This is a genomic window from Flavobacterium limicola, from assembly GCF_003634755.1.
Classification (GTDB): domain Bacteria; phylum Bacteroidota; class Bacteroidia; order Flavobacteriales; family Flavobacteriaceae; genus Flavobacterium; species Flavobacterium limicola.
This window is the reverse complement of the sequence record NZ_RBXA01000002.1, coordinates 575,576-601,346: the sequence shown is the minus strand read 5'-3', so window position 1 is coordinate 601,346 and position 25,771 is coordinate 575,576. Positions and strand designations below refer to the sequence as shown.

At 32.4% G+C, this 25,771-nt stretch carries 19 protein-coding genes and 2 tRNA genes; 14 read left to right on the top strand and 7 right to left on the bottom strand.

Annotated elements, in window-relative coordinates:
* Positions 1 to 127 precede the first annotated feature (127 nt).
* The 7 genes from BC952_RS10040 to BC952_RS10005 all read left to right on the top strand — a co-directional run bounded on the left by BC952_RS10040 (position 128) and on the right by BC952_RS10005 (position 8,160).
* Positions 128 to 200, top strand: a tRNA-Phe gene (locus BC952_RS10040).
* A gap of 8 nt (positions 201 to 208) precedes the next feature.
* Positions 209 to 294: transfer RNA gene (locus tag BC952_RS10035), tRNA-Leu, on the top strand.
* 240 nt (positions 295 to 534) lie between these two features.
* The gene (locus tag BC952_RS10030) at positions 535 to 1,287 is read left to right on the top strand and encodes a LytR/AlgR family response regulator transcription factor (protein ID WP_121365522.1); all 753 of its coding nucleotides are present in this window, start codon (positions 535 to 537) and stop codon (positions 1,285 to 1,287) included.
* Positions 1,271 to 4,267, top strand: a complete 2,997-nt coding sequence (locus BC952_RS10025; protein ID WP_121365521.1) for a sensor histidine kinase — start codon at positions 1,271 to 1,273, stop codon at positions 4,265 to 4,267. The genes BC952_RS10030 and BC952_RS10025 overlap by 17 nt, the downstream gene beginning before the upstream one ends.
* Before the next feature lie 471 nt (positions 4,268 to 4,738).
* A complete protein-coding gene (locus tag BC952_RS10015) occupies positions 4,739 to 5,290 on the top strand; it encodes a hypothetical protein (protein WP_121365519.1) in 552 nt (183 codons plus the stop codon).
* A gap of 119 nt (positions 5,291 to 5,409) precedes the next feature.
* Positions 5,410 to 7,029 carry an amidase gene (locus BC952_RS10010; RefSeq protein ID WP_121365518.1) on the top strand — a complete coding sequence of 540 codons (1,620 nt, stop codon included), beginning with the start codon at positions 5,410 to 5,412 and terminating at the stop codon, positions 7,027 to 7,029.
* A gap of 180 nt (positions 7,030 to 7,209) precedes the next feature.
* The gene (locus BC952_RS10005; protein WP_121365517.1) at positions 7,210 to 8,160 is read left to right on the top strand and encodes an NAD(P)H-dependent flavin oxidoreductase; all 951 of its coding nucleotides are present in this window, start codon (positions 7,210 to 7,212) and stop codon (positions 8,158 to 8,160) included.
* 44 nt (positions 8,161 to 8,204) lie between these two features.
* Here the strand turns inward: BC952_RS10005 and BC952_RS10000 are convergent, their stop codons facing one another.
* The 3 genes from BC952_RS10000 to BC952_RS09990 all read right to left on the bottom strand — a co-directional run bounded on the left by BC952_RS10000 (position 8,205) and on the right by BC952_RS09990 (position 10,214).
* Positions 8,205 to 8,861, bottom strand: coding sequence for an endonuclease III domain-containing protein (locus BC952_RS10000; protein WP_121365516.1), 657 nt, complete (start codon positions 8,859 to 8,861; stop codon positions 8,205 to 8,207).
* Positions 8,862 to 8,865: 4 nt separating this feature from the next.
* A complete protein-coding gene (gene msrB / locus BC952_RS09995) occupies positions 8,866 to 9,255 on the bottom strand; it encodes a peptide-methionine (R)-S-oxide reductase MsrB (protein ID WP_121365515.1) in 390 nt (129 codons plus the stop codon).
* A 92-nt stretch (positions 9,256 to 9,347) separates the two neighbouring features.
* Positions 9,348 to 10,214: an alpha/beta fold hydrolase gene (locus tag BC952_RS09990; RefSeq protein WP_121365514.1), complete on the bottom strand. Its 867-nt coding sequence runs from the start codon at positions 10,212 to 10,214 to the stop codon at positions 9,348 to 9,350.
* Positions 10,215 to 10,399: 185 nt separating this feature from the next.
* On the opposite strand from BC952_RS09990, the gene BC952_RS09985 reads away from it, so the two are divergent.
* From BC952_RS09985 to BC952_RS09960, 6 genes are all read left to right on the top strand, one after another.
* On the top strand, positions 10,400 to 11,821 hold the full coding sequence (locus tag BC952_RS09985) for a glycogen synthase (protein WP_121365513.1): 1,422 nt from the start codon (positions 10,400 to 10,402) through the stop codon (positions 11,819 to 11,821).
* Positions 11,818 to 13,098 (top strand): glucose-1-phosphate adenylyltransferase, encoded by a 1,281-nt coding sequence (locus BC952_RS09980; RefSeq protein ID WP_121365512.1) that lies wholly within the window; start codon positions 11,818 to 11,820, stop codon positions 13,096 to 13,098. Before BC952_RS09985 ends, BC952_RS09980 begins: the two co-directional genes overlap by 4 nt.
* A 69-nt stretch (positions 13,099 to 13,167) precedes the next feature.
* Positions 13,168 to 15,075 carry a 1,4-alpha-glucan branching protein GlgB gene (glgB, locus tag BC952_RS09975; RefSeq protein WP_121365511.1) on the top strand — a complete coding sequence of 636 codons (1,908 nt, stop codon included), beginning with the start codon at positions 13,168 to 13,170 and terminating at the stop codon, positions 15,073 to 15,075.
* A 195-nt stretch (positions 15,076 to 15,270) separates the two neighbouring features.
* A complete protein-coding gene (locus BC952_RS09970) occupies positions 15,271 to 17,670 on the top strand; it encodes a glycoside hydrolase family 31 protein (protein ID WP_121365510.1) in 2,400 nt (799 codons plus the stop codon).
* 88 nt (positions 17,671 to 17,758) lie between these two features.
* A complete protein-coding gene (locus BC952_RS09965; RefSeq protein ID WP_121365509.1) occupies positions 17,759 to 18,574 on the top strand; it encodes a M48 family metallopeptidase in 816 nt (271 codons plus the stop codon).
* Between the two features lie 188 nt (positions 18,575 to 18,762).
* Positions 18,763 to 20,082: an MFS transporter gene (locus BC952_RS09960; protein WP_121365508.1), complete on the top strand. Its 1,320-nt coding sequence runs from the start codon at positions 18,763 to 18,765 to the stop codon at positions 20,080 to 20,082.
* Between the two features lie 41 nt (positions 20,083 to 20,123).
* Here the strand turns inward: BC952_RS09960 and BC952_RS09955 are convergent, their stop codons facing one another.
* From BC952_RS09955 to BC952_RS09940, 4 genes are read right to left on the bottom strand one after another with little or no spacing between them, the layout of a single operon-like run.
* Complete coding sequence (locus tag BC952_RS09955; protein ID WP_121365507.1) at positions 20,124 to 20,858, bottom strand: head GIN domain-containing protein; 735 nt, start codon at positions 20,856 to 20,858, stop codon at positions 20,124 to 20,126.
* Positions 20,859 to 20,874: 16 nt separating this feature from the next.
* A complete protein-coding gene (locus tag BC952_RS09950; RefSeq protein ID WP_121365506.1) occupies positions 20,875 to 21,939 on the bottom strand; it encodes a hypothetical protein in 1,065 nt (354 codons plus the stop codon).
* Positions 21,923 to 22,459: an anti-sigma factor gene (locus tag BC952_RS09945; RefSeq protein ID WP_121365550.1), complete on the bottom strand. Its 537-nt coding sequence runs from the start codon at positions 22,457 to 22,459 to the stop codon at positions 21,923 to 21,925. Before BC952_RS09945 ends, BC952_RS09950 begins: the two co-directional genes overlap by 17 nt.
* Positions 22,456 to 23,010 (bottom strand): RNA polymerase sigma factor, encoded by a 555-nt coding sequence (locus tag BC952_RS09940; protein WP_121365505.1) that lies wholly within the window; start codon positions 23,008 to 23,010, stop codon positions 22,456 to 22,458. The genes BC952_RS09945 and BC952_RS09940 overlap by 4 nt, the downstream gene beginning before the upstream one ends.
* Before the next feature lie 307 nt (positions 23,011 to 23,317).
* On the opposite strand from BC952_RS09940, the gene lon reads away from it, so the two are divergent.
* A complete protein-coding gene (lon, locus tag BC952_RS09935; RefSeq protein WP_121365504.1) occupies positions 23,318 to 25,768 on the top strand; it encodes an endopeptidase La in 2,451 nt (816 codons plus the stop codon).
* The last annotated feature ends 3 nt before the right edge of the window (positions 25,769 to 25,771 follow it).

Here is a 25,771-nt window from a genome sequence, read left to right as displayed (position 1 = left end):
AGTTAAGCCCGCCTGCGCAGATGGTACTGCAGTTATGTGGGAGAGTATGTCGTCGCCTTTCTTTGAAAAGCCTATCTGAAAAGATAGGCTTTTTTATTCCTACTTTTTCATTATAAGAAATTGTACTGGTACCTTAGCTCAGATGGTAGAGCAATGGACTGAAAATCCATGTGTCCCTGGTTCGATCCCTGGAGGTACCACACAAAATGCTCGGATGGTGAAATTGGTAGACACGCTGGACTTAAAATCCAGTGAACAGCAATGTTCGTGCGGGTTCAAGTCCCGCTCTGAGTACAAGAAACTTCATCTGGCTAACGCTGGCTGAAGTTTTTTTATTTTTACGATAAAAATACTTTGGGATATTTTTTTAATAAAAAACCAATGTTAAGTTTAAATTATAGAGTCTTTCATTTCTTTAAACGATCTTATTCATTAAGTTGAATAGTATTTTTTTTAAATAAAACGTTTTTAATATTCAATATTGGTAGGTTTCCTCTTTTATATCTAGTATTTTTAGCTTAAATTTCCCATTTAATGAAACTAAAAGTAATTATAGTTGACGATGAATCTCATGCACGTAGTTTTTTAAAGAAACTATGTCTCCATTTATACAATGATATAATAGAAATTGTTGATGAATGTGACTCTGTTAAAAAAGCAGTTACTTCCATTAAAAAATACAATCCAGATATAGTTTTCTTAGATATTCAAATGCCGGAGGAAAATGGGTTTGAACTTTTTAAGTATTTTGAAACGATTACATTTGAAATTATTTTTACAACAGCGCATAAAGAATATGCTTTAAATGCGATTAAAAATAGTGCTTTAGATTATCTCATTAAACCGATCAACATTTCCGATTTTCAATTGGCTATTGCTCGTGTTGTAAAAGCAAAATCTCATAAAACTGATTTTGATCGTTATAAATTACTAGCTGAAAATATAGTTAATCAAAATACGGGAAAAGAGAGAATAGTTTTTCCTTCAAAAACTGGTTTTGAAGTAGTTCAAGTCAATACAATTGTGTTTTGTAAATCAGATGGTGCTTATACATCAGTTCATACTTTGGATAAAAAATATTTTACTTCTAAATCTTTTAAAGAAACTTGCGAATTACTTCATTTATCAAATTTTTTGAGAGTTCACAGAAGTTTTCTAATTAATATCAATTTTGTAGTTAGTTTCAAGTCTGATGAGTTTATCTTGGAAATGATCACTGGTGATAAAATTCCCGTTTCAGATAAATCATTTACTAAAAAAGAATTGATTGATGCGATTTCTAAATAAGTTAATCCTTTTTTTCAGCCTTCTGTTTTTTCCAAATCTTATTTTAGGGCAATATTTTCCTTCCAAGAATTATTCTACTGCAGATGGATTACCTAATAATGCTGTTCGTTCTTTGTTTTTGGATTCAAAAAATATTTTGTGGATTGGAACTGAAAATGGTGTTTCCAGGATGGAGAATGGTTCATTTTCTAATTTAGATGAAACTGATGGTTTGGGGCACAATAGCTGTTGGGATATTAATCAAGATAGAAATGGGAACATGTGGTTTGCCAGTTATGGAGGAGGAATCAGTAAATTTGATGGTAAAAAGTTCACTGTTTTCACAACAAAAAATGGTTTATTAGCGGATAAAACCCGAAAAGTATTTCCTTTTAAAAATAAAATGTACGTAGGTACAGAACAAGGAGTTTCGATTATTGATATTAATACTAATAAAGTAGTCACTCCAAAAGTGCCACCTCACAAAGAGGATTTTATTAGTATTTCTTTCTTCGAATATAAAGACGAAGTTTACTTTGCTACTATTTTTGACGGTTTGTTTAAAATTGACGAATCTGGCTCATCTCCAAAAATTATCCCTATTTTTTTGCATAAAAACACCTATGAAGTAGCACTTTTTGGATCAACACTTTACAGCAGTAATGAAGGGTTTATAGATAAATTTTTTATTAATGATATTTTAAAAGGCAAGTCATCCTCAGTAAAATTTGGTAAATCGATGGTTTGGCAATACGCTAAAGATAAGAGAAACTCAATTTTTGCAGCGGCTTGGGGAGTTTACAAGCCAGATGGCGGGCTTTATAAAGTTGAGAATGACAAAATGCTTGATGTTTCGGAATTTTATGGAATAGATTCTAAAATTTTGCTAAATGTAGTGTACGATAAATCCAAGGATATATTATATGTAGGTTCTAATGATAAAGGAATTTATGAAGTTCGCTTAGACAAAATAATTGATTATAATTTATTTGATTCTAAATCAGTTATAGATTTTGAAAATTTAGAGAAACAGAAATTAATTTTGCACAATAGAGGTTTGACTATTTTAGATTCAAATAAGAAAATTTCAAAAATAATTTCACTTGAGGATTTTAAGAATTTCGAAGTAAATTTTTTAAAAAAAGGGAATAAAGTTGGAACTAAACAAGGAATTGAGTCGAGAGATTTTGAATTAGATTTTACTATCCCAGCCAGCGGTATTGAGTTTTATGAAATTGTAAAGAACAATAATTCTTTTTGGATAGGAAGTAATATAGGGATATTTGAAATCAACAGTTTAGGAAATATTATAAATTACTTGCCTAAACATAGTTTGAAAATTGGTTTTACATACGATGGTAAATTTATAGAAACAATAACTTATGCAGGTACCAGGCTATATGACAATGTTCATAGTCTGGTAAATAAACATTTTTCAAAGTTCGAAAAAAACACTCCTCAGTATATTGTTAAGATTCTTACTAACAAAGATAAAACGTATTTACTTTCTGTTTTTAATGGATTATATGTCTATAAAAATAATCAGTTTCATTCTTATTTGGCGGAGAAAATTTGGAAAGAGAAAAAGTTTAAACATATTACAAGTAACAATAAAGGACAACTTATTTTGGCAGCAGAATTTGGAAATGTTTTTATTGTTGATGATTCAAAAGCTTTTAAAATTTTAAAAACTATTTCTAAAAAAGAGATTGTAGGTAACACGATTTTGTTTTTAGAATCGTACAAAGATTTTATTCTCATAGGTACTGAAAAAGGAATTAACCTCTATAAAGATGGAGTTGTTCGATTAATTGACAATGAACAAGGGTTAAAAGATGCTACGGTTACCACTTCACGAATTTTTGACAATCAACTGTGGTTAGGGACTAAAAAAGGATATTATATCATTGATTTAAATCGATTAACAGCGCCGCAAATGACCGTTTCGGAGATTGCAGTTTCATCCATTGCAATAAATAATATACCTATCAGTTCAGGTAATTATAAATGGTTTCGTTTTAATTCCAAAGAATTAATTTGTGACTATAAAGACAATTCTTTTTCTATTGATTTTATTCCAAAAGGACATGCTTTTCCTAATAAATTAAAATTTCGATATCGTCTAAAAAGCACTAATCGATGGAGTCCATATAGTGAAAAAACAAACTTATTTTTACCTTACTTACCTTATGGTACCTACAATTTAGAAATAGAAGTTTTTGATTCCAATGCAGGAAAAGCCACTATTTTTAAATTATTAAAAATTCAAATTAAATCTCCATTTTGGATGACTTGGTGGTTTATTGCTCTAGTTGTATTGGTTGTATTTAATGTTTTAGTGTATTTGATTTTTAAATCTAAAAAGAAATCCAGAGAAAAGGCTGTGATACAAAAACGTATTGCAGAAACTAAACTGGAAGCATTATTAAGCCAGATGAATCCTCATTTTACCTTTAATGCGATGAATGCTATTCAGGATTATATTATCAGTAATGACATTGATAACTCGTTAAAATATATAGGAGAGTTTGCACAGTTAATTCGGAAAACATTGGAAAATTCTTCTAAACAAACGATAACTATTGAAGAAGAAGTGGAGTATTTGAAGTCCTACATCAGTATTGAAAACATGCGTTTTGATAACCGAATTGTAACGGAATTCCATATCGATGATAATGTGGATGTTTATCATTCAAAAATACCAACCATGTTGCTGCAGCCTTTTGTTGAAAATGTTTTTGTTCACGCATTTAACGCTTTACATCCTGCTCCAAAACTGACAATCTCTTTTGAAATGTTGTCTAAAAACGTTCTGGAATGTAAAATTATCGATAACGGAATGAACTTAAAAGCTTCTAAAAAAAGTAAAATACATCAGTCGAAAGGCATTCAGTTAACTAAAGAAAGACTTTCACTGCTGCAAAATTCTAATGTAAATCCGATAGATATTCAATTTACAGAAAATAATGGAACGACCGTTACCATAAGACTGACGGTATAATACTTATAAATGAATATCCACTAAGACTCTTATCCAATTTTGGATAGGAGTTTTTTGTGTTTAGAAACCAATTGAGCGCTTTCATAGCCTTAAAACCACCTTTCATAAGACGTCTTTATTGTGCTTCTATTAATTTTATATTTTTGTTTCAAAGTAGATAAATTAAAGTCTAAATCGCATGCAAAAGTATTATTGTGAAAATTGTGGTTCCAAAAGTAATAGTATTTTAAGTCTTACAGAAAAGTCCTGTTATCGGCATCCACTTGGAAGTGGTAATGGTAAACATGTAGTTTATCAAGGTTCTGAAAAGGCGCAGTACTCTTGTAGATACTGTGGTGCAACATCTTCTTCGATTTTTAGTTTGACAAGCTTTCCGTGTCCGCAGCATCCAAATGGGAATAATGAGGGCAGGCATTTGCCTTTCTTTTAAAAAATTACTCCATTGTAAATTGAAATATAACAATTGTAATTATGGATTCTATTTTTTTGCATCTGCAAAATTTCAATCTTGTTTCTTATGGCGCTTTTGGCATAGTATTGATGAGTTTCATTATTGAAGCTAAATCTAATTCGCCCTACAAATCGCTTTTGATTTCTAATATTGGCTTTGGAATATACAATTTTAGCTTATTGACCGTTTCAGAAATTGATTTTCCAATATATTTCATTCTCCTCAGTTTTTTGATTTGCTCTTGGTTCTTCGTTTTAAAAAATATTGAAGAGGAGGAAGATGAGAATAGAGGCTATTTGAGAGATTATCATAATATTAGTATAGCTAGTTTTAATGATACTGATGATGAAAAAAAAAATATAAATCCATCACTTGCAGATAATACTTTATTTCGTTTTTTAAGTGTTTTGAGTAAAAAATCATCAGGTGTAAGTGAAAATAAATTTTTCTTATATGTGGCTCAGTTGTTAGAAAATGATGTGATTTATTACAAACATCCTCAGAGAAAATTAGTGCAAATATTTACTTATATTTTATTGACTTCCATTTTGGTTTCATTTTTCTATATTTAGAAATTGTATCAATATAAAATTTAACTTTTGTTCATTTTTATTATTCATTGTATTTGGTCAAAATTTTTTACTTTAGTTTAATTTTTAATTAACCTCCATCCAGGTAAAAAACTTTATCTATGAAAAGAAGATCTTTTTTAACAACTGCAACTTTAGCTTCCGTAGGCCTTACCACACTTGTGATTACAGGCTGTACTCCCAGTTCCAAAAAGGATGAAAATGCAGCATCATTTGAAGATTCTAATGCTGCATTTGAATTAGATGAAGAAACCATAGACAGTTTACGAAAAAAATTAGTTTCTGGAAAATATACTTCGGAACAATTAGTACATATATATTTAAAACGTATCGAGGCTATTGATAAAAATGGACCTCAATTAAATTCGGTTATCGAAATTAATCCGGATGCCGTTTCAATTGCCATTGAATTGGATAAAGAAATGAAATCAGGAAAAAGCAGAGGTCCTTTGCACGGCATTCCAATTTTAATAAAAGACAATATTGATACTGGAGATAAAATGCAAACCACTGCTGGAGCTTTGGCAATGGAAGGAAATATCGCTACAAAAGACGCTTTTGTTGTAAAAAAATTAAGAGAAGCCGGTGCTATAATTATTGGTAAAACCAATTTGAGCGAATGGGCTAATTTCCGTTCTACTCAATCCTGTTCCGGATGGAGCAGTAGAGGCGGACAGACAAAAAACGCCTATATTTTAGATCATAATCCATGCGGCTCTAGTGCAGGTTCAGGTGCTGCCGTTTCTGCTAATTTATGCGTTGTCGCAGTAGGAACGGAAACTGATGGTTCTGTGGTTTGTCCAGCTTCCGTTAATGGTGTTGTCGGTATAAAACCAACAGTAGGTTTGGTCAGCCGGTCAGGAATTATTCCTATTTCAAAAACGCAAGACACAGCAGGACCGATGGCTAGGACAGTAACCGATGCTGCTATTTTATTAGGAGCAATGGCAGCAATTGATCAGGATGATTCTGTAACCGTTGAAAGTAAAGGAAAAGCTCAAAAGGATTATACCACTTTTTTAGATATAAACGCTTTGAAAGGCAAGCGTATTGGAATTGAAAAAAAACCACAAGGAAATAATAAATACATAAATGCACTTTTAGATGATGCCATTAATCTTTTAAAAAAACAAGGTGCTGTTATTATCGAAATTGACTATTTAGATAAAATTAATGCTTTGGGTCAAGCCGAATTTGAAGTTTTACAATACGAATTTAAAGATGGAGTGAATAAATATTTGGCTACAGCGAATGCAAAAGTAAAGACTTTAAAAGAGGTTATCGCTTTTAACAAAAATAATGAAGATAAAGCAATGCCTTATTTCAAGCAAGAAACACTGGAAAGTTCTGATGCAAAAAAAGGATTGGATGATAAGATATATGTTGATGCATTGGCAAAAAGTTTTACTGGAAGTAAAAATATTTTAAATACAGTTTTCAAAGAAAATCAATTGGATGCCATTTGCGGAATTACAATGGGACCAGCGTGCAGTATTGATATGATTTATGGAGACCGCTGGGGATATTCCTTGACGACTCCTGCTGCGGCGAGTGGATATCCGCATATTACTGTTCCTTGTGGAATGGTTTATGATTTGCCTGTTGGTCTATCTTTTTTTTCAACACCGTATACTGAGGATAAATTAATAGGATTAGGTTTTGCTTACGAACAAGCTTCTAAAAAACGAATAAAGCCCGCTCTAAAACCTTCTTTTTTATAAAAAATTATACTATTTATTATTATTTGAATAGAGCGTAATTCAATTTTACGCTCTATTTTTTATAACGCTATAAGTCAATTATGTTCTGCTAAACAATAAGCTTTGGATTTTGTTTTAATTATAAATACTAGGCGTGCATAGTATATTTTGCTATATTTGTTTTAATTAAAAATATAAATAATGACAAAGCCTACGCTAACTTCCCTTTTGAATATTAATCGCCCATTGATTATGGCGCCAATGTTTTTAGTTTCGAATACTAAAATGGTTATTGAAGGAATGAAATCGGGTGTTGCGGGTTGTATTCCGGCATTAAATTATCGCACATTGGAGGAATTGCGTGCTTCAGTCATTGAACTCAAAGCTGCTAAAGTTGCCGGCGGAAGTTTTGGATATAATTTGATTGTCAATAAATCGAATATCAAATACAAAGATCAATTAGCGGTATTGTGTGAGGAAAAAGTAGATTTTATAATTACATCTTTAGGCTCACCGGAAGAGACTATCAAACAAGCTCATAAGGTTGGAATTAAAGTCTTTTGTGATGTTACCGACTTGGATTTTGCCAAAAAAGTAGAAAGTTTAGGTGCTGATGCTTTAATAGCTGTCAATAATCTGGCGGGTGGACATCGAGGTAATCTTGGTCCAGAGGAGTTGATTAAAGAATTAAATTTAAATACAACATTACCTGTTATTTCTGCTGGTGGTGTTAGTATTAAAAAAGAGCTAGAAAAGATGTTATCCTATGGTGCAGTAGGAGTATCTGTCGGAAGTCCTTTTATTGCTTCATTTGAATCTGGAGTTTCGCAGGAATATAAACAAGCGTGTGTTGATTATGGTGCAAAAGATATTGTTTTGACCGAGAAAATATCGGGAACACCTTGTACTGTTATTAATACTCCTTATGTTAAAAAAGTGGGGACTAAGCAAACTTGGCTAGAACAAGCATTAAATAAAAATAAAACTTTAAAAAAGTGGGTAAAAATGATTCGATATATGATTGGATCAAATGCGGTCACTAAAGCGGCTACCGAAGTTACGTATAAAACTGTTTGGGTTGCTGGGCCAACTATTGAAAACACCACTGAAATAACTTCAGTGTCAAAAATAGTTGATAAATTATGTTTATAATATTTTACTTTTTTTTTGAGACCATTTAAGCAAATATAATTTGACTAAATGGTCTCTTTTTTGAAAACAGTATTGTAGTAATTACAAATTTCATTAATCGGGCATTCTTCACATTTGGGTTTTGGTCTACAAATTTCTCTTCCTAAAAATGAAATAGCCATTCCAATTTCGTCCCAAATTGCTCTTGGCAACACTTGCATGAGTTGTTTTTCCGCTTTAATACCGTCTTTGGTTTCTGCGATTAAACCAATTCTGGGAGCAACACGGATTACATGCAAATCGGCGATTATACCTTCTGCAGGAACTTTTGCTTCTCGCATGATGACATTGGCTGATTTTCGTCCGATTCCCTTTAGAGCAACTAAACTATCCATTGTAAGCGGAATATTTTCGTCTTTTTTAACGATTTGAGCAATTTCCAGTAACCATTTCGCTTTATTTCCAAAATTCCTAACATTGGAAATATAGGGGATTAATGCATCAAAATTTGATACGGACAAGCTTTTCATATTGGGATATGCTTCAAACAAAGCAGGAGCTATTTTATTTATATGGGCATCAGAATCTTGTGCCGATAAAACTACCATAACCAAAAGTTGATATAAATTATGATGTTCTAAAGGATGTTTTCGGCCTTTATATTTTGTTAGAATAGGCTCTAGTTTTTTAGCCCAATCAGTTGAGTTTCCAAATAAGTCCATAGCATTATTCTTTAAAGTCTACCGATAACGAATTCACACAATAGCGTTGCCCCGTTTTTGTTGGTCCATCATCAAACACATGTCCTAGGTGACTGCCACAATTAGCACAAAGTATTTCGGTACGTTTCATGCCGTGCGTAACATCTGAAATATATTCAACTTTTCCAGGAATTGATTCATCAAAAGAAGGCCAACCGCAATGTGCATCAAACTTGGAATTGCTTTCAAACAAAGGTTCTCCGCAGGCTCCACAACAATAAGTTCCTTTTTCATAATGCAAATTGTAGGCTCCGGTGTGTGGATATTCAGTTCCTTTTTGACGAAGAATTCTGTAGCGTTCTTCTCCCAATTGCTCTTTCCATTCTTGTTCTGTTTTCTCTAAAGGATATTTCATGATTTATTAATTTTATTAAAAAAATTATTATTGTTTATCTCTGGCTACTATTATTCTAAATTCACTATTTAGTTTTAATAATTGTAAATCAGTTATTTACTCTGAATAAATTGAATTGTTCTTTCAATTACTTTAGAGTTACCTAGAATTTTTCGATGTCCTAATCCGTTAGTTAATAGTAATTCTCCGTTTTTGAGGTGTTTGTGAATGTGTATTCCTGCTTTTACAGGAACTTCTGGATCATCGTTATCATGGATTACTAATACAGGAATAGTAGTTTCATTTGCAGCTAAAAAAGCAGAATAGCTGTTCATTTTTTCTCCATATTTTTTTTCGAAATGCAAGCGCAAAAGAGTGCTTATATTTGGTTTCAATTCTAATTTTGTCACAAAATCATCCATAATATCTTCTACAATATCTCCACTGCCAATTACTACCGCATGATTTACTTTGAGTCCTTTTTTTATGGCATTCAAAACGGACATTCCTCCTAATGAATGGCCAATAGCTGCTTCAAATGGTCCAAATTGTTTGTCTATTTCTAAAATTGTAGCGATAAAATCAACCATTATAGTCGTTTTTCCGGGAGATTTTCCGTGTGCCGGTGCATCAAAACTAATAGTTGAATAACCCGCTTTAAGTAATTCATCCGCTATTTTGAATAATTGAGTGCCTCTTCCAGACCATCCGTGAACTAATAATACTTTCTTATCGCTTTTTCCATAATTATAAACCATCACTTCTTTATTAATTGACGGAACAGAAATCAGTTTTTGTACGCTTTTGCGGTCCATTTCCAATTCTCTTTTTGGAATTTTGTGTTTTATTGGAGTAACAAAGAGTTTAGCAGCAAATAAGGTTATTAGTTTTGGCGATATAAAAGAGATTAATTTACTGGTTAATAAAATAATTTTAGGAATTTCTAAGGATTGTGTATGTTTAGAAGTTTTTTTTGTCATTTTGATAAATTTTCAAGCGGGTTATTATTTTGTAATTTTTTTACTAAATTTAGAAAAACATAAAAGTAGTATTTTTTAAAAGGTTTTAATTGGTATTCATACAAAAGACTGAAATAATAAATATTTAGAATTGTTTAAAAAAAATTGTAAACATACAATTAACTGAAAATATCAAAATTTCATAGATGGAAATATTTCATATTAGCGCAGAGTGTTATCCCGTTGCAAAAGTAGGAGGTTTAGCTGATGTTGTTGGCGCATTACCAAAATATCAAAATAATGCTGGACATCTTATAAGAGTTGTAATGCCTTGTTATAACACAAAATTCATAAAGGAAAATAAGTTTGAATGTATTTATTCAAATACTATAACATTAGGAAGTTTTAATTTTCCTTTTAATATTCTCAAAGAAAAAATAGACAAATTGGGATTTGAATTATATTTGGTTGAAATTCCAGAATTGTTTGATAGAAAAGACGTCTATGGGTATGAAGATGATATCGAACGTTTTTTATCTTTCCAAATCGCGACATTAGATTGGATTGGAAGCAGAAATGAAGTTCCTGATGTTATCAATTGTCATGATCATCATTCTGGTTTGATTCCTTTTATGATGTTGTATTGTTATAAATACGAAAAATTACGAAATACTCCTTCTATGATTACCATTCATAATGGTTTGTACCAAGGACAGTTTGGTTTTGATAAATTGTATTATTTACCAGAATTTGATTTGGTTCATGTCAAAGTTTTAGAATGGGATAATTGCATCAATTCATTGGCAGTAGCCATAAAATGTGCTTGGGCTGTAACTACAGTTTCCCCTAATTATCTGAATGAAATTAATTATTCCGCAAACGGACTCGAATCCTTGTTTAATCTGGTGCGTTATAAATCCAAAGGAATTTTGAACGGAATTGATATAGAAGTTTGGGATCCGGCCAAAGACGCTATGCTGTCAACCAATTATTCGATTAAAAATTTTGAAAAGGGGAAACAGGAAAATAAAGAAAAATTGTGCAACCTTTTTAATTTAGATCCAACAAAACCACTTTTTAGTTTCATTGGTAGGTTATTAGAAGAAAAAGGAGGCGATTTATTGCCACATGCTTCAGCGCTCGCTTTATCTGAAAATTTTCAGCAAATTAATATTTTAATTTTAGGTTCAGGAAATACAGCTATTGAGAATCAATTGAACGACTTACTATCTGATTATAAAGGGAATTACAATACTTTCATTGGATACAATGAAGAATTAGCACACTTAATTTATGCGGGTTCTGATTTTTTATTAATGCCTTCAAGAGTGGAGCCTTGTGGTTTAAACCAAATGTATTCCTTGCGTTACGGAACAATACCTATAGTGCGACGAACGGGTGGATTACGGGATACAGTCATTGATTTTGGCGATGATGGAAACGGAATTTGTCATGACCAGGCAACTGTTGGAGATATTTGTTATTCGATTCAAAGAGCTGTAAATTTATATAAAGACAAAGAACATCTCAACAAAATTATAAAAATAGGAATGAACACAGACCATTCTTGGGAGCGTGTTTGTCAGGAATATATAGAAATGTACAAACTAATAAGTAACAAGAAATGAAACCCAAAAAGAAAAATGTTATTGCAATTATTTTAGGTGGAGGACAAGGTTCCAGATTATATCCGTTGACAGAATCAAGATCAAAACCAGCTGTGCCGATTGGAGGCAAATATAGACTGGTTGATATTCCGATTTCAAATTGTATGAATTCAGACATTTACAGAATGTTTGTACTGACTCAATTTAATTCGGCTTCCTTAAATGCACACATAAAAAATACGTATAACTTTAGTATTTTTAGCCACGCTTTTGTTGACATTCTTGCTGCTGAACAAACTCCTGATAATCCAACTTGGTTTCAAGGTACGGCTGATGCTGTAAGACAATGTATGCCTCATTTCTTAAACCATGATTTTGATTACGCTTTGATTCTTTCTGGAGATCAGTTGTACCAAATGGATTTCAACGATATGGTAGAGGAACATATCAAGACAGAAGCTGATATTACCATTGCAACTTTACCTGTGAATGCAAAGGATGCACCTGAATTTGGAATATTAAAAACAAACTCTGAAAGCTGTATTGAATCTTTTATAGAAAAACCAGCTAAGGAATTGTTGCCAGACTGGGAATCGGATGTAAGTGAGCAAATGAAGAGCGAAGGCAAGCATTATTTGGCTTCAATGGGAATTTATATCTTCAACAAAAAATTGTTGGTAGACATCATGTCAAATAAAGAAACCAAAGATTTTGGTAAAGAAATTATTCCGCAAGCGGTAGGTCATAAAAAGATATTAAGTTACCAATATGAAGGATATTGGACTGATATTGGTAATATTGATTCCTTTTTTGAGGCTAATATTGGACTTACTGAAGACTTGCCAAAGTTTAATTTATTTGATGATAATAATAAAATTTATACAAGACCAAGGTTATTGCCACCTTCAAAATTCCAAAAGACAACGATTGATAAATCATTAATTTCCGAAGGCTGTATTTTGAATGCTAAAGAAATAAACCATTCCGTGATTGGGATCCGATCCAGAATAGGCGAGGGAACCATTATTCAGAGTTGTTATGTGATGGGGAATGATTTCTATCAGAATATTGATGATATGAATGAAGACCTTAAAAACGGCAGACAATTAGTAGGAATTGGGGAAAGATGTTTCATTAATAATACGCTTGTTGATAAAAATTGCAGAATTGGTAATGATGTGTATATCAATGGAGGGAATCATTTAGAAGATTTTTCTAATGAATTATACGCCATTAAAGATGGAATAGTTGTTATTAAAAAAGGAGCAATTATACCGGATAATTACATCATAAAATAAATTTATAAACTGTTTTTTCTTAAAATAATATTCTGTTTCTTATAAAAAGCAGAAGCATACAATTGTTATATGAGCAAAGTTATCTCGCATTCTCTTTTTACCGATTTTGATATCGATTTATTCAAATCAGGGAAACATTTCCGACTGTACGAAAAACTAGGCGCACATCTTATAACGGTTGACGGAGTAGATGGTGTTTATTTTGCAGTTTGGGCTCCTACTGCTCATTCAGTATCGGTGGTTGGCGATTTCAATTTTTGGACACAAGGCGAACATCAATTAGGAGTTCGTTGGGATTCATCCGGTATTTGGGAAGGTTTTATTCCAAATGTCAAAAAAGGGACAACTTACAAATATAAAATATACTCTAACAACGGAGGTATTGTAACTGAGAAAGCAGATCCTTTTGCTTTTTACTGTGAAAAACCACCGCATACGGCATCGGTAGTTTGGGATTTAGAGTATCAATGGAAAGACAAAAACTGGATGGAAACCCGACAAAATCATAATGGTTTAGACAAACCTTATTCAGTATATGAAGTACATTTAGGTTCTTGGAAACGCCACGCTGAAGAAAATCGTTTTTTAACCTATCTGGAATTTGCCGAGGATTTAGTAAATTATGTAAAAGAAACTGGTTTTACTCACGTGGAGTTTATGCCAATTATGGAATATCCGTATGATCCTTCTTGGGGATATCAATTGGTAGGATATTTTGCGCCGACTTCCCGTTTTGGGAATCCGCAAGAATTCATGCATTTAGTAGATAAATTACACGAAGCAGGAATTGGAGTAATTCTGGACTGGGTTCCATCTCATTTTCCAGATGATGCCCATGGTTTAGGTTTTTTTGACGGATCTAATCTTTTTGAACATCCTGATCGCAGAAAAGGATATCATCCGGATTGGAAAAGTTTAGTTTTTAATTATGGACGAAATGAAGTTCGTTCCTTCTTAATCAGTAATGCCTTATTTTGGTTGCATCATTATCATGCTGATGGGTTGCGCGTTGATGCTGTAGCTTCCATGTTGTATTTAGATTACTCCAGAAATGATGGTGAATGGGAACCTAATATTTACGGAGGAAGAGAGAATTTAGACACGATTAGTTTCCTAAAAGAATTTAATGAAGCCGTTTATCTAAATTATGAAGGAGTACAAACTATCGCCGAGGAAAGTACTTCGTTCCCAATGGTTTCCCGACCTACATCCATAGGTGGATTAGGTTTTGGTATGAAATGGATGATGGGTTGGATGCATGATACTTTGGAATATTTTCAAAAAGATACGGTATATAGAAAGTACCATCAAAATGATTTGACTTTCTCGATGACCTACACCTTTTCTGAGAATTTTATGTTGCCACTTTCCCATGACGAAGTGGTATATGGAAAAAAATCTATTGCTGGAAGAATGCCAGGTGATGAATGGCAGAAATTCGCGAATTTAAGATTACTCTATGGCTATATGTTTACGCATCCCGGAACTAAATTGTTGTTTATGGGTAGCGAATTTGGACAAAGCAGTGAATGGAATTTTGAAGGAAGTTTAGATTGGCATTTGTTGCAATATCCTTTTCATGAAGGAGTTAAACTATTGATTACAGATTTGAATAGATTGTATAAAAAACAGCCTGCCTTGCATGAAAAACAATTCAGTCCGGAAGGTTTTGAATGGATTAATTATTCCGATCATCAAAATGCCGTGATGTCTTTCATTCGAAAAGGAAATGACCCAAAAAATGATGTAATTGTAGTTTGTAATTTTACTCAAGTGGTGCGTACTAATTATCGAATTGGTTTACCTAAAAAAGGAAAATTGACAGAAATTTTTAATAGTGACTGTTCAAATTATGGAGGAAGTGGCGTTTCAAACGCTAAAGAAATAGCAATTGAGGCTACGCCTTATGATGGAAGAGATTATTCTGCGGAGTTGCTTTTACCTCCCTTAAGTGTTACCGTTTTTAAAATTTCATAAGTATTAAATTGTTGAATTTTGAAGTAATAATATAAATGGTTTTCATTTATAATGGAAACCATTATTATATATAACGGATTTTTTATTGAAACATACTATAACGTTTTCGTAAATAAACCCCACATATATAACCGTTTACAAAGTGATTTTGTAAGTTTGAGTTCTTGAAAAAGATTAAAATTAATACCATAAAAGATGATTACAAATACAGAATTAGAATATAAAGGCGATTTATATCCCACAAAAATAGTTTCTTTTGAGCATGAAGTAGACTCCATATTTTTTCATACCGATAATAGTGTCATATTAAAAGTAACTGTATTAAGAGATAGTTTAATCCGGTTTAGATTTACAACAAAAGGGTATTTTAGCAACGATTTTTCTTATGCAGTTGATAAAAGTCATTCTCATGGATATAATTTTCTTGAGGTCTCTGAAGTAGAAGACTATTATCAGATAAAAACCAGTAAAGTAAAATGTAGAATTCAAAAAATAGATATGAGGTTGTCTATTTTTGATTTAGAGGATACTATTATCTTAGAAGATGAGTTGGGATTTCATTGGGAAGAAAGCTATGAATACGGTGGAAATATCGTAAAAATGAGTAAATCTTCCAAGGACGGAGAATGTTTTTACGGACTTGGCGATAAAGCAACCCAAATGAATCTTAAAGGTAAGAGACTGGAGAATTTTGCAACAGATCAATATGCTTTTCAAAAAGACCAAGAACCTTTATACAAGGTAGTTCCGTTTTATATTGGATTACAAAACAAACAATCATACGGTATTTTCTTTGATAATACCTTTAGAACCTATTTTGATTTTTGTCACGAACGAAGAAATGTAACCAGTTTTTGGGCTGAAGGAGGAGAAATGAATTATTACTTCATTTATGGGCCTGAAATGCAGGATGTTGTTACAACCTATACACATTTAACGGGTAAACCAGAATTACCGCCACTTTGGGCACTTGGATATCACCAATGTAAATGGAGTTATTATCCGGAAAGTAATCTAAAAGAAGTTGCTGCCAAATTCAGAGAATTGAAAATTCCTTGTGATGCTTTGTATTTGGACATTGATTATATGGAAGGTTTTCGATGTTTCACCTGGAACAAAGAATATTTTCCCGATCCTAAAAGAATGGTGGCTGAATTAGCCGAGGACGGTTTTAAAACTGTGGTAATTATTGATCCGGGAATCAAGATTGACAAAGAATATTCAATTTATAAAGAAGCTTTAGAGAAAGATTATTTCTGTAAAAGAGCTGATGGTCCTTACATGAAAGGGAAAGTTTGGCCAGGAGAATGTAATTTTCCGGATTATACAAATCCCGCAGTTAGAGAATGGTGGGCAGGATTATTCAAAGAATTGATTTCAGATATTGGAGTAAAAGGTGTGTGGAACGATATGAATGAGCCTGCAGTTATGGAGGTTCCTAATAAAACGTTTCCTATGGATGTACGTCACGATTATGATGGGAATCCCTGCAGTCATAGAAAAGCACACAATATTTATGGTACGCAAATGGCGAGAGCAACGTATCACGGTGTGAAACGATTTGCGTATCCAAAAAGACCTTTTGTAATAACAAGATCAGCATACGCGGGAGCACAACGCTACACATCTTCCTGGACCGGGGATAATGTTGCCACTTGGGAACATTTGTGGATAGCTAATATACAGGTACAACGAATGTCTATTTCAGGAATGGGGTTCACGGGTTCTGATATAGGTGGATTTGCAGAACAACCTTCGGGAGAATTATACGCACGTTGGATTCAATTGGGTGTTTTCCATCCTTTTTGCAGAACACACTCTTCTGGGGATCACGGCAATCAGGAGCCTTGGGCATTTGATGAAGAAGTTATTGATATAACCAGAAAATTCGTCAATTTGAGATATCAATTATTACCGTATTTATACACCATGTTTTGGCAATATATTGAGGAAGGAATTCCTATGTTGAAACCATTAGTATATTATGACCAAGATGATATTCAAACGCATTACAGAAATGATGAATTCGTTTTTGGAAATCAAATATTAGTTTGTCCAATTTTAGAGCCAAATGCTGTAGGCAGAAGAATGTATATTCCTCGTGGACAATGGTATAATTATTGGACCAACGAAGAAATTAAAGGAGGAAAAGAAATTTGGGTCGACACTAAATTTGATCAAATTCCAATTTTTATAAAAGCGGGAGCAGTAATTCCGAAGTATCCTGTTCAACAATATGTTGGGGAGTTAGAATTTGAGGAGTTAACATTAGATATTTACTACAAAGAAGGAAAAGAAAAATCAGTAGTTTACGAAGATGCGCAAGATGGGTATGATTACAAAAAAGGGAGATACAGCTTCTTATCGTTTCAAACAACCGGTAAGGAGAAAGAATTGATTATTCAGTTGCACAAGGAAGGAAAATACGATACGAATTATTCGAAATATAAAATAAATCTTATCGGATTACCATTTAAAGTTAAAATGATTGAAATTGATAATGTGGAAGTATCATTTGATAAAAATAACTTAGAAATATATAGTTATTTAATTGTTAATAAGGAGTTTACCTCTTTGTATATAATGGGGGAATAACAAAAAAATTGATACATTTACATTTAATTATGTAAATAAAAAAATGGATAATAATAGTATTTTTGTATAATATTTAAAATCTATAATTATGAAAAAGCATTTATTAGTAGGGATTTTTGCAGCAGGATTGGTTTATTCTTGTGCAACGAATCCTGTAACAGGTAAAAAAAATTTTAATATAGTTTCAAACACTGAATTGTTTCCAACTTCTTTTCAACAATATGGTACTTTTTTGAAGGAAAATAAAGTGATTACTGGAACTGCTGATGCTAAAAAAGTAGAAACAGTTGGACTACGAATTAAAGCTGCGGCTGAAAAATATTTAACCTATTTGGGTCAATCACAATATTTACAGGATTATCGTTGGGAATATAAATTAATAGACAATAAAGAGGTGAATGCATGGTGTATGCCAGGAGGAAAAATTGTTGTTTATTCAGGAATTTTGCCAGTAACATTGAATGATTCCGGTTTGGCGACTGTAATGGGGCATGAAGTTTCTCATGCATTGGCAAATCATGGTGCGCAACGTATGAGTGCCGGACAAGCTCAGGAGGTACTTGGCCAAGTTATAGCTGTTGGAACATCTGGTAAAAGTGAACGAACGCAGCAAATATGGGGTCAAGCGTATGGATTAGGATCTCAGTTTGGTGTAATGCTTCCTTTTAGTAGAAATCACGAAACTGAAGCTGATAAAATTGGACTTACTTTAATGGCAATTGCGGGGTATAATCCTGATGAATCTATTATTTTTTGGCAAAGAATGGCGGCACAATCTTCAGGACAAGCGCCACCAGAATTCTTAAGTACGCATCCATCTGATGTTACCAGAATTGCAAATTTAAAAGCATTGATTCCAGAAGCAAAAGCATTAGCTGCTAAAGTTGGGGTCATTAGAAGATAATGTTTTAAAATTATTACATTTTTATAACATTTAATAGGGCTATTCTCAAAAAAGAGTAGTCCTTTTTTTATTAATTTTTTTTCAAGCGAATGATTCTTAGTAGTTAATGATTTGTTAATGTCGAATTATTTAAATTTTGAATAATTCTAAGCAAAAAATAAATAAATTCGCATCACAAAAAATTAAACATGGCAGATTTATCTAAAGGGAGTAAAAAATTATTAAATGCTTGGGCTTTTTATGATTGGGCAAATTCAGTTTATCCCCTGGTGATTACCTCCGCTGTTTTTCCTATTTTTTTTGAAGCCTTATTTTCTGAGCGAGATCATTATATAGATTTTTTGGGATTTAGTTTTAAAAATTCTGCATTAATTAGTTTTGTTACTGCGACGGCATTTTTGGCAGTAGCAATAATTTCTCCTTTCTTATCTGGTATTGCAGATTATATAGGCAATAAAAAATCATTTATGAAATTTTTTTGCTATTTGGGTGCTTTATCTTGTATAGGTTTATATTGGTTTAGTTTAGAAAATATATACATCAGTTTACTCTTTTATTTTTTAGGATTAATAGGTTTTTGGGGGAGTTTGGTGTTTTATAACTCCTATTTGCCGGATATTGCTTTTGCTGAACAACAAGATGAAGTTAGTGCTAAAGGATATTCTCTTGGTTATGCAGGAAGCGTTATTTTATTGATTATTAATCTGGCAATGATTATGATGCCAGAATATTTTGGGATATCGGGAACCAAAGGGGAAGCAGCCATGAAAGCCATGCGTTATTCTTTTGTTATGGTTGGTATCTGGTGGATTATATTTAGTCAATACACTTACTATTTTTTGCCAAAAGGGAATGTCAATGCAAACCAAAAAGTGACACACCACGTTATTTTTAATGGTTTTAGAGAATTAAAAAAAGTATGGGGTTTGCTTGATGAAAATATTATCTTAAAGAAATACCTACTTAGTTTTTTTGTTTATAGTATGGCTGTACAAACAGTAATGCTAGTTGCTACCTATTTTGGAGCACAAGAAATTGCTTGGGAATCTAAAAGCGAAAGCACAACGGGGCTAATCGTTTGTATATTGTTAATCCAGTTGGTGGCAATTATTGGTGCAGTTCTAACCTCCAAAGCTTCCGAGAAATTTGGAAATATCCCTACGTTAATAGTAATTAATTGTTTTTGGGTTATTTTATGTATTTTAGCTTATATTATTGTTTCGCCTATACAGTTTTATATTATGGCAGGTTTTGCAGGATTAGTAATGGGAGGAATTCAGGCTTTGTCCCGTTCTACCTACTCTAAATTATTGCCTGAAACCGAAGACACTGCTTCATTTTTTAGTTTTTATGATGTTGCCGAAAAAGTGGGAATTGTTATTGGAATGTGCTTCTACGGAGTCATAGATCAAATTACGGGGAGTCCAAGATTTGCGACTGTATTTTTGGCAATCTTTTTTATAATTGGTATTATTTTGTTGAAAAGAGTTCCAAAAAAAGGCGTTTAAAATTAATAAAACACCTTTTCTTCTAATTTACTTTTTAAAAATTAAGCTTTCGAGATTGCTCCTGAGCCATTTACTTTCGTATCCTTTTTCTTTGGATTCCCCGTGTATTCAATATCTCCTGAACCAGAAACTCTGGCGTGAAGGCTTTCATTGCAAAAAACTTTACTGTCTCCTGAACCGGAAACGGTAATCTTTGCGTTTTTAGCTTTCAAATTACCGGCATCAATATCACCAGAACCGTTTAAATTACTACTGAAATTTTCCGTTTTCCCTGTTAGAACTATATCTCCTGAACCACTTAAGTTAACATCAAAGTCATTTGCTTCAACATCTAAATTCATATCACCTGAACCCGTTAATTTAGCTGAAAATGATTTCGATTTAATGCTGTTTTTAGTTATCACATCGCCTGAACCAGTCAAAGAAACTTGATTAATGCTTTCGAAAGGGACAATTATGATAATTTGACTTCCTTTGCTGGTACTGATATATTTGTTCTTTTCAGTAGAAATTTTTAATACTTGATCGACAACTTCAACTTTGATGTAAGGCAATAAATTTTCTTCGCCTTTTATAGTAATGTTTCCTTCTTTTCCCGAAACTAATTCGACATCAAAAAAACCTGTTATTGCAATTCCATCATAAGAAGCTGTTGTTCTTTTTTCAGAAATTACTTTGCCGTTTCCTTTTATTTTTTGATTGGATGACCATTGAGCATTAGCCATTGTCGTTAGTAATAGTGAACAACTAATAAATAATTTGATTGAATTTTTCATAAGTAAAGATTTAAGATTATTGTTTTTTTACTAGTATTACATTTCCGTAATCTGAAATTATAGATACATTATTTACTCCTTTTTTCTTGTAAAAACCACTGTATTTTTTCAAGTTATACGAGTCTTCTTTAGAATTTATTTCTAATTCATTGTCATATTTAAAATTGGCATATTTTACGGTCACATTAAAATCAAAAGCATAATTAGCATCAAACCCAATGTTTAATCCGGTGTAACCCGCTGCAATAGTTACAGTATTGACTTTTGCATTTATAGTTCCAATAGTTACATTGCTGTATTTTGTGGACAGTTTTAAAGTATTGGATAATTCACCAACTTTAAGGGTTAAATAATTACCGGTTGCATCTAACGATTTTACATTCTGAATTTTAATATTCCCGTATTTACTGATGTATTTAACGACATCACTTTCTTGAATATCAACATCCGTATAATCTGAAGCCAAATCTAGTTTTGTGACTTCTCCAATTTTCAAATTTGAATACTTTGCCCCAATGATTGCATTCTTTAAAAATGAAATAGTCGAGTTAGAGCAATATTCTGCTTGTATGTTACTGGAGTTTCCGGATAATCGACCTAATGTTATTTTGCCGTATTTGCATTTAATTTCAGCTTCACCGAATAAGTCTGATGTATTGATATTTCCGTATTTATTATGGAGTTTTACACTTCCGTTTTTTGGAATTTTTAGCGTATAATTAATCTGAAAACTATTGTTTTTGCCATTACTCTTATAACTCGAGTTTCCTAAAATGGTTTTTGCAGTAATCATCCCTTTCAGCGCAATTATATCAACATCAATGTCGTTGATGCGTTGGTTGACCCAATTTTCGTTATCACCACTCACTTTTATGACTATATCCAATTCGGTTTTATCTTCGTCCCAAGTTGTTACTGAGATATTGCCGTATGAGTTATCAATATAAAGACCTGCATCTGAATTGACGAAATAGGCTTTTTTTATGATTTTTTGTTTGGTATGAATATAATCAGGATCATTGGAAAATCCTAAAAATGGAATTAAAACGACTAATAAGAGTAGTTTAAATTGTTTTTTCATCAGAAATATTTTTTAATTTTTTATTGTTTTCAATGTGTAACAGTACATTTTGTAAAAAAGAAATTCGTGTTTGAAGATTGCTGATCATCGCATTAATAATTTGCTTACTTTCTCCATTTGTTTCTAATTCCTTAATTATTTTTTCATAATCACTATCCAATGTTCTCATTTGCTTGAGTGCATCGGAAATTATTTTTTCATTTTCAGGTGATTTTTTTTCTTTTATTTTTTCTAATTCATTTTCAATTAAAACAGTGAAAATGGAATCTGTTTGTTTAGTTTCTCTGGATGCAAATCGCAATTCTTCTGTTTTTTTAGGAGTATTGTTGAATATTGAAAGCCCTAACATAACAACTATAGAAGCAGCGATACCAATAGAGGCGAAACGTTCCCAATTCGATTTTTTGGATTTTAATTTTTTTACAAATCGTTCCTCATGATGATTTTCAAGAGTCTCGATATCCCATTGATTTTCAAATTTGTCAAATAATTTGTCCAGTTTTTTATTTTCCTTTTTCATATTTCCTCTAGTTTTTTTCTTAAACAATCTTTGGCTCTACTCAGTGTAGTTCTGCAATTGGCATAACTTATATTAAGTATTTCACTAATTTCTTCTTGGTCATAACCTTCAATAAAAAATAAAGTTAAAACCATTCTGTAATTGTATTTCAGGGAGTTAATGACCTCTAAAATTTGTTTTACTTTTAGTTCATTGAAGTTTGTAATTTCAGTTAAAGCAGATTCCTTTTCTTCAATTTTATAAAGTGTGGTATCAAAATCTTCTGGTTTGAATTGATTGTTTTTTTTGTAAAAATCAATACTACAGTTCACGACAATTCTTTTTAACCAAGCACCAAAAGCAACTTCTTGTTTATAGTCGTTTATTTTAGTGAATGCTTTTAAAAAACCCTCTTGCATTACATCTTCAGCAAAATGGACATCTTTGACAATCCGAAAGGACACATTATACATCGCTTTTGCATAGCGATTGTAAACCTCACACTGTGCTTTTTGATTTTTTTGCCTGCAAAGCAAGATTAATTCTTCGATATTATAGTTGGTTAAACTCAAACAGCTGATTTTAGTTTATTATAAGGACTTGTTATTTTTGCATTTGTTACAGTTTTTAAAATTAAACTATATTTTTTCTTATGATGTCTTCCGAATTGTTTTATTTGGCTATTATTTGTTGTGTCTAAAATATCTCTTTCTAATGGAAAATTAGGATGAAAGATTATATTTTGGCACAGAGATTGACTCTTTTACCGTTATGCAAATAATGAGGATTAAACTTAGATTTTATATAAAAAGACTATTTTGAAACCTTATATTTGTTTAAATAATGAATTTTTTAATGACAAAAAGACTTAAATAAAATATGTCAAATCATAAAATACTTACTATTGACAATCTGTCACTTCAGGAATTTGATTCGGAAGCAGATTTAATTCCACTTTTGACTCCCGAGGACGAGGAGGAAATGAATAATGAGGCATTACCGGAATTATTGGCTATTTTACCTTTGCGAAATATGGTTTTATTTCCTGGAGTTGTGATACCAATTACTGCGGGACGTGATAAATCTATCAAATTGATCAATGACGCCAATGCTGCCGGTAAAACGATAGGAGTTGTTGCTCAAATCAATGAGGAAGATGAAGATCCAACCAAAGATGATATTCATAAAATAGGTACTGTTGCCCGTATTTTACGCGTGCTAAAAATGCCTGATGGGAATGTAACGGTAATTCTTCAAGGTAAAAAACGTTTCGAAATTGATGCTGTTATTGATGAAACGCCCTATATCACCGCGAAAATCAAGGAAGTTCCTGAAAAAAGACCTAAGAAAAATGATACTGAATTTGTAGCGATTCTGGATTCAATCAAAGAATTAGCCATTCAAATTATCAAAGAAAGTCCAAACATTCCCAGTGAAGCTACTTTTGCCATCAAGAATATTGAAAGCCAATCATTTTTAGTCAATTTTGTGACTTCTAATATGAATCTTTCTGTTAAAGAGAAACAAGATTTGTTGGCTATTAATGAATTGAAAGAAAGAGCTTTAGAAACGCTTCGTTATATGAATATTGAGTTGCAAAAACTCGAATTGAAAAATGATATTCAGTCTAAAGTTCGTTTTGATTTGGATCAACAACAACGTGAATATTTTCTGCACCAGCAAATGAAAACCATTCAGGAAGAATTGGGTGGTGTTTCTCAGGAAGAGGAAATGGACGAAATGTTGCAAAAGTCTTTGACCAAAAAATGGGATGAGAAAACCAAAAAACATTTCGATAAAGAATTGTCTAAAATGCGACGCATGAATCCGCAAGCGCCTGATTTTGGAATACAAAGAAACTATTTAGAGTTGTTTTTAGAATTGCCTTGGAACGAATATTCCAAAGATAATTTCGATTTAAAAAGAACTCAGAAAATATTGGACAGAGATCATTTTGGTCTTGAAGACGTGAAGAAAAGAATGATAGAACATTTGGCAGTTTTAAAATTGCGAAATGATATGAAATCACCAATTATATGTTTAACAGGACCTCCGGGAGTTGGTAAAACTTCAATTGGACGTTCTATTGCAGAAGCCTTGGGTAGAAAATACGTTAGAATTTCCCTTGGTGGATTGCGTGATGAAGCGGAAATTCGCGGACACAGAAAAACCTATATTGGTGCGATGCCAGGACGAATTATTCAAAGTTTGAAAAAAGCGGGAACTTCGAATCCAGTTTTTGTTTTGGATGAAATCGATAAATTATCTAACAGTAATCAAGGTGATCCATCTTCGGCATTACTGGAAGTTTTAGATCCGGAACAAAACAATTCGTTTTATGATAATTTCCTTGAAATGGGATATGATTTATCTAAAGTGATGTTCATTGCTACTTCTAATAATATGGCTGCCATCCAACCTGCGTTGAAAGACAGAATGGAAATCATCAAAATGTCAGGTTACACAATTGAAGAAAAGGTAGAAATTGCGCGTCAACATTTGTTTCCAAGACAACTGAAAGAACACGGTTTGACAACTAAAGATTTGACTATTGGAAAGAAACAATTGGAAAAAATCGTTGAAGGATACACGCGTGAATCTGGTGTTCGTGGTCTAGAAGCTAAAATTGCACAAGTAATCCGTAACGCAGCCAAATCAGTTGCAATGGAAGAGGAGTATAATAAAAAAGTAACGGACGAAGATATCATAAAAACACTTGGTGTTCCAAGATTAGAGAGAGACAAATACGAGAATAATGATGTTGCCGGAGTGGTAACTGGTTTGGCTTGGACATCTGTAGGTGGTGACATTCTGTTTATAGAATCGTTGCTTTCTCCTGGAAAAGGAACCATGACTATTACCGGAAATTTAGGTACGGTCATGAAAGAATCTGCTACAATTGCTTTAGAATACATTAAAGCGAATGCAAAACTTTTAGGATTGGATTCCGAGATTCTTTCTAAATATAATATTCACTTGCACGTTCCGGAAGGAGCTACGCCAAAAGATGGTCCAAGTGCAGGAATCGCGATGTTGACGTCATTAGTTTCATTGTTTACACAAAAACGAGTGAAGAAAAACTTAGCTATGACAGGGGAAATCACATTACGTGGAAAAGTCTTGCCAGTTGGTGGAATCAAAGAAAAGATTTTGGCGGCAAAAAGAGCAAATATCAAAGAAATTATTCTGTGTCATGAAAATAAGAGTGATATTGATGAAATAAAACCTGAATATCTTGAAGGACTTTCTTTTCATTATGTAAAAGAAATGAGCGAAGTATTAAAATTTGCTTTGACCGATCAGAAGGTAAAAAACGCTAAGGATTTGTAATAA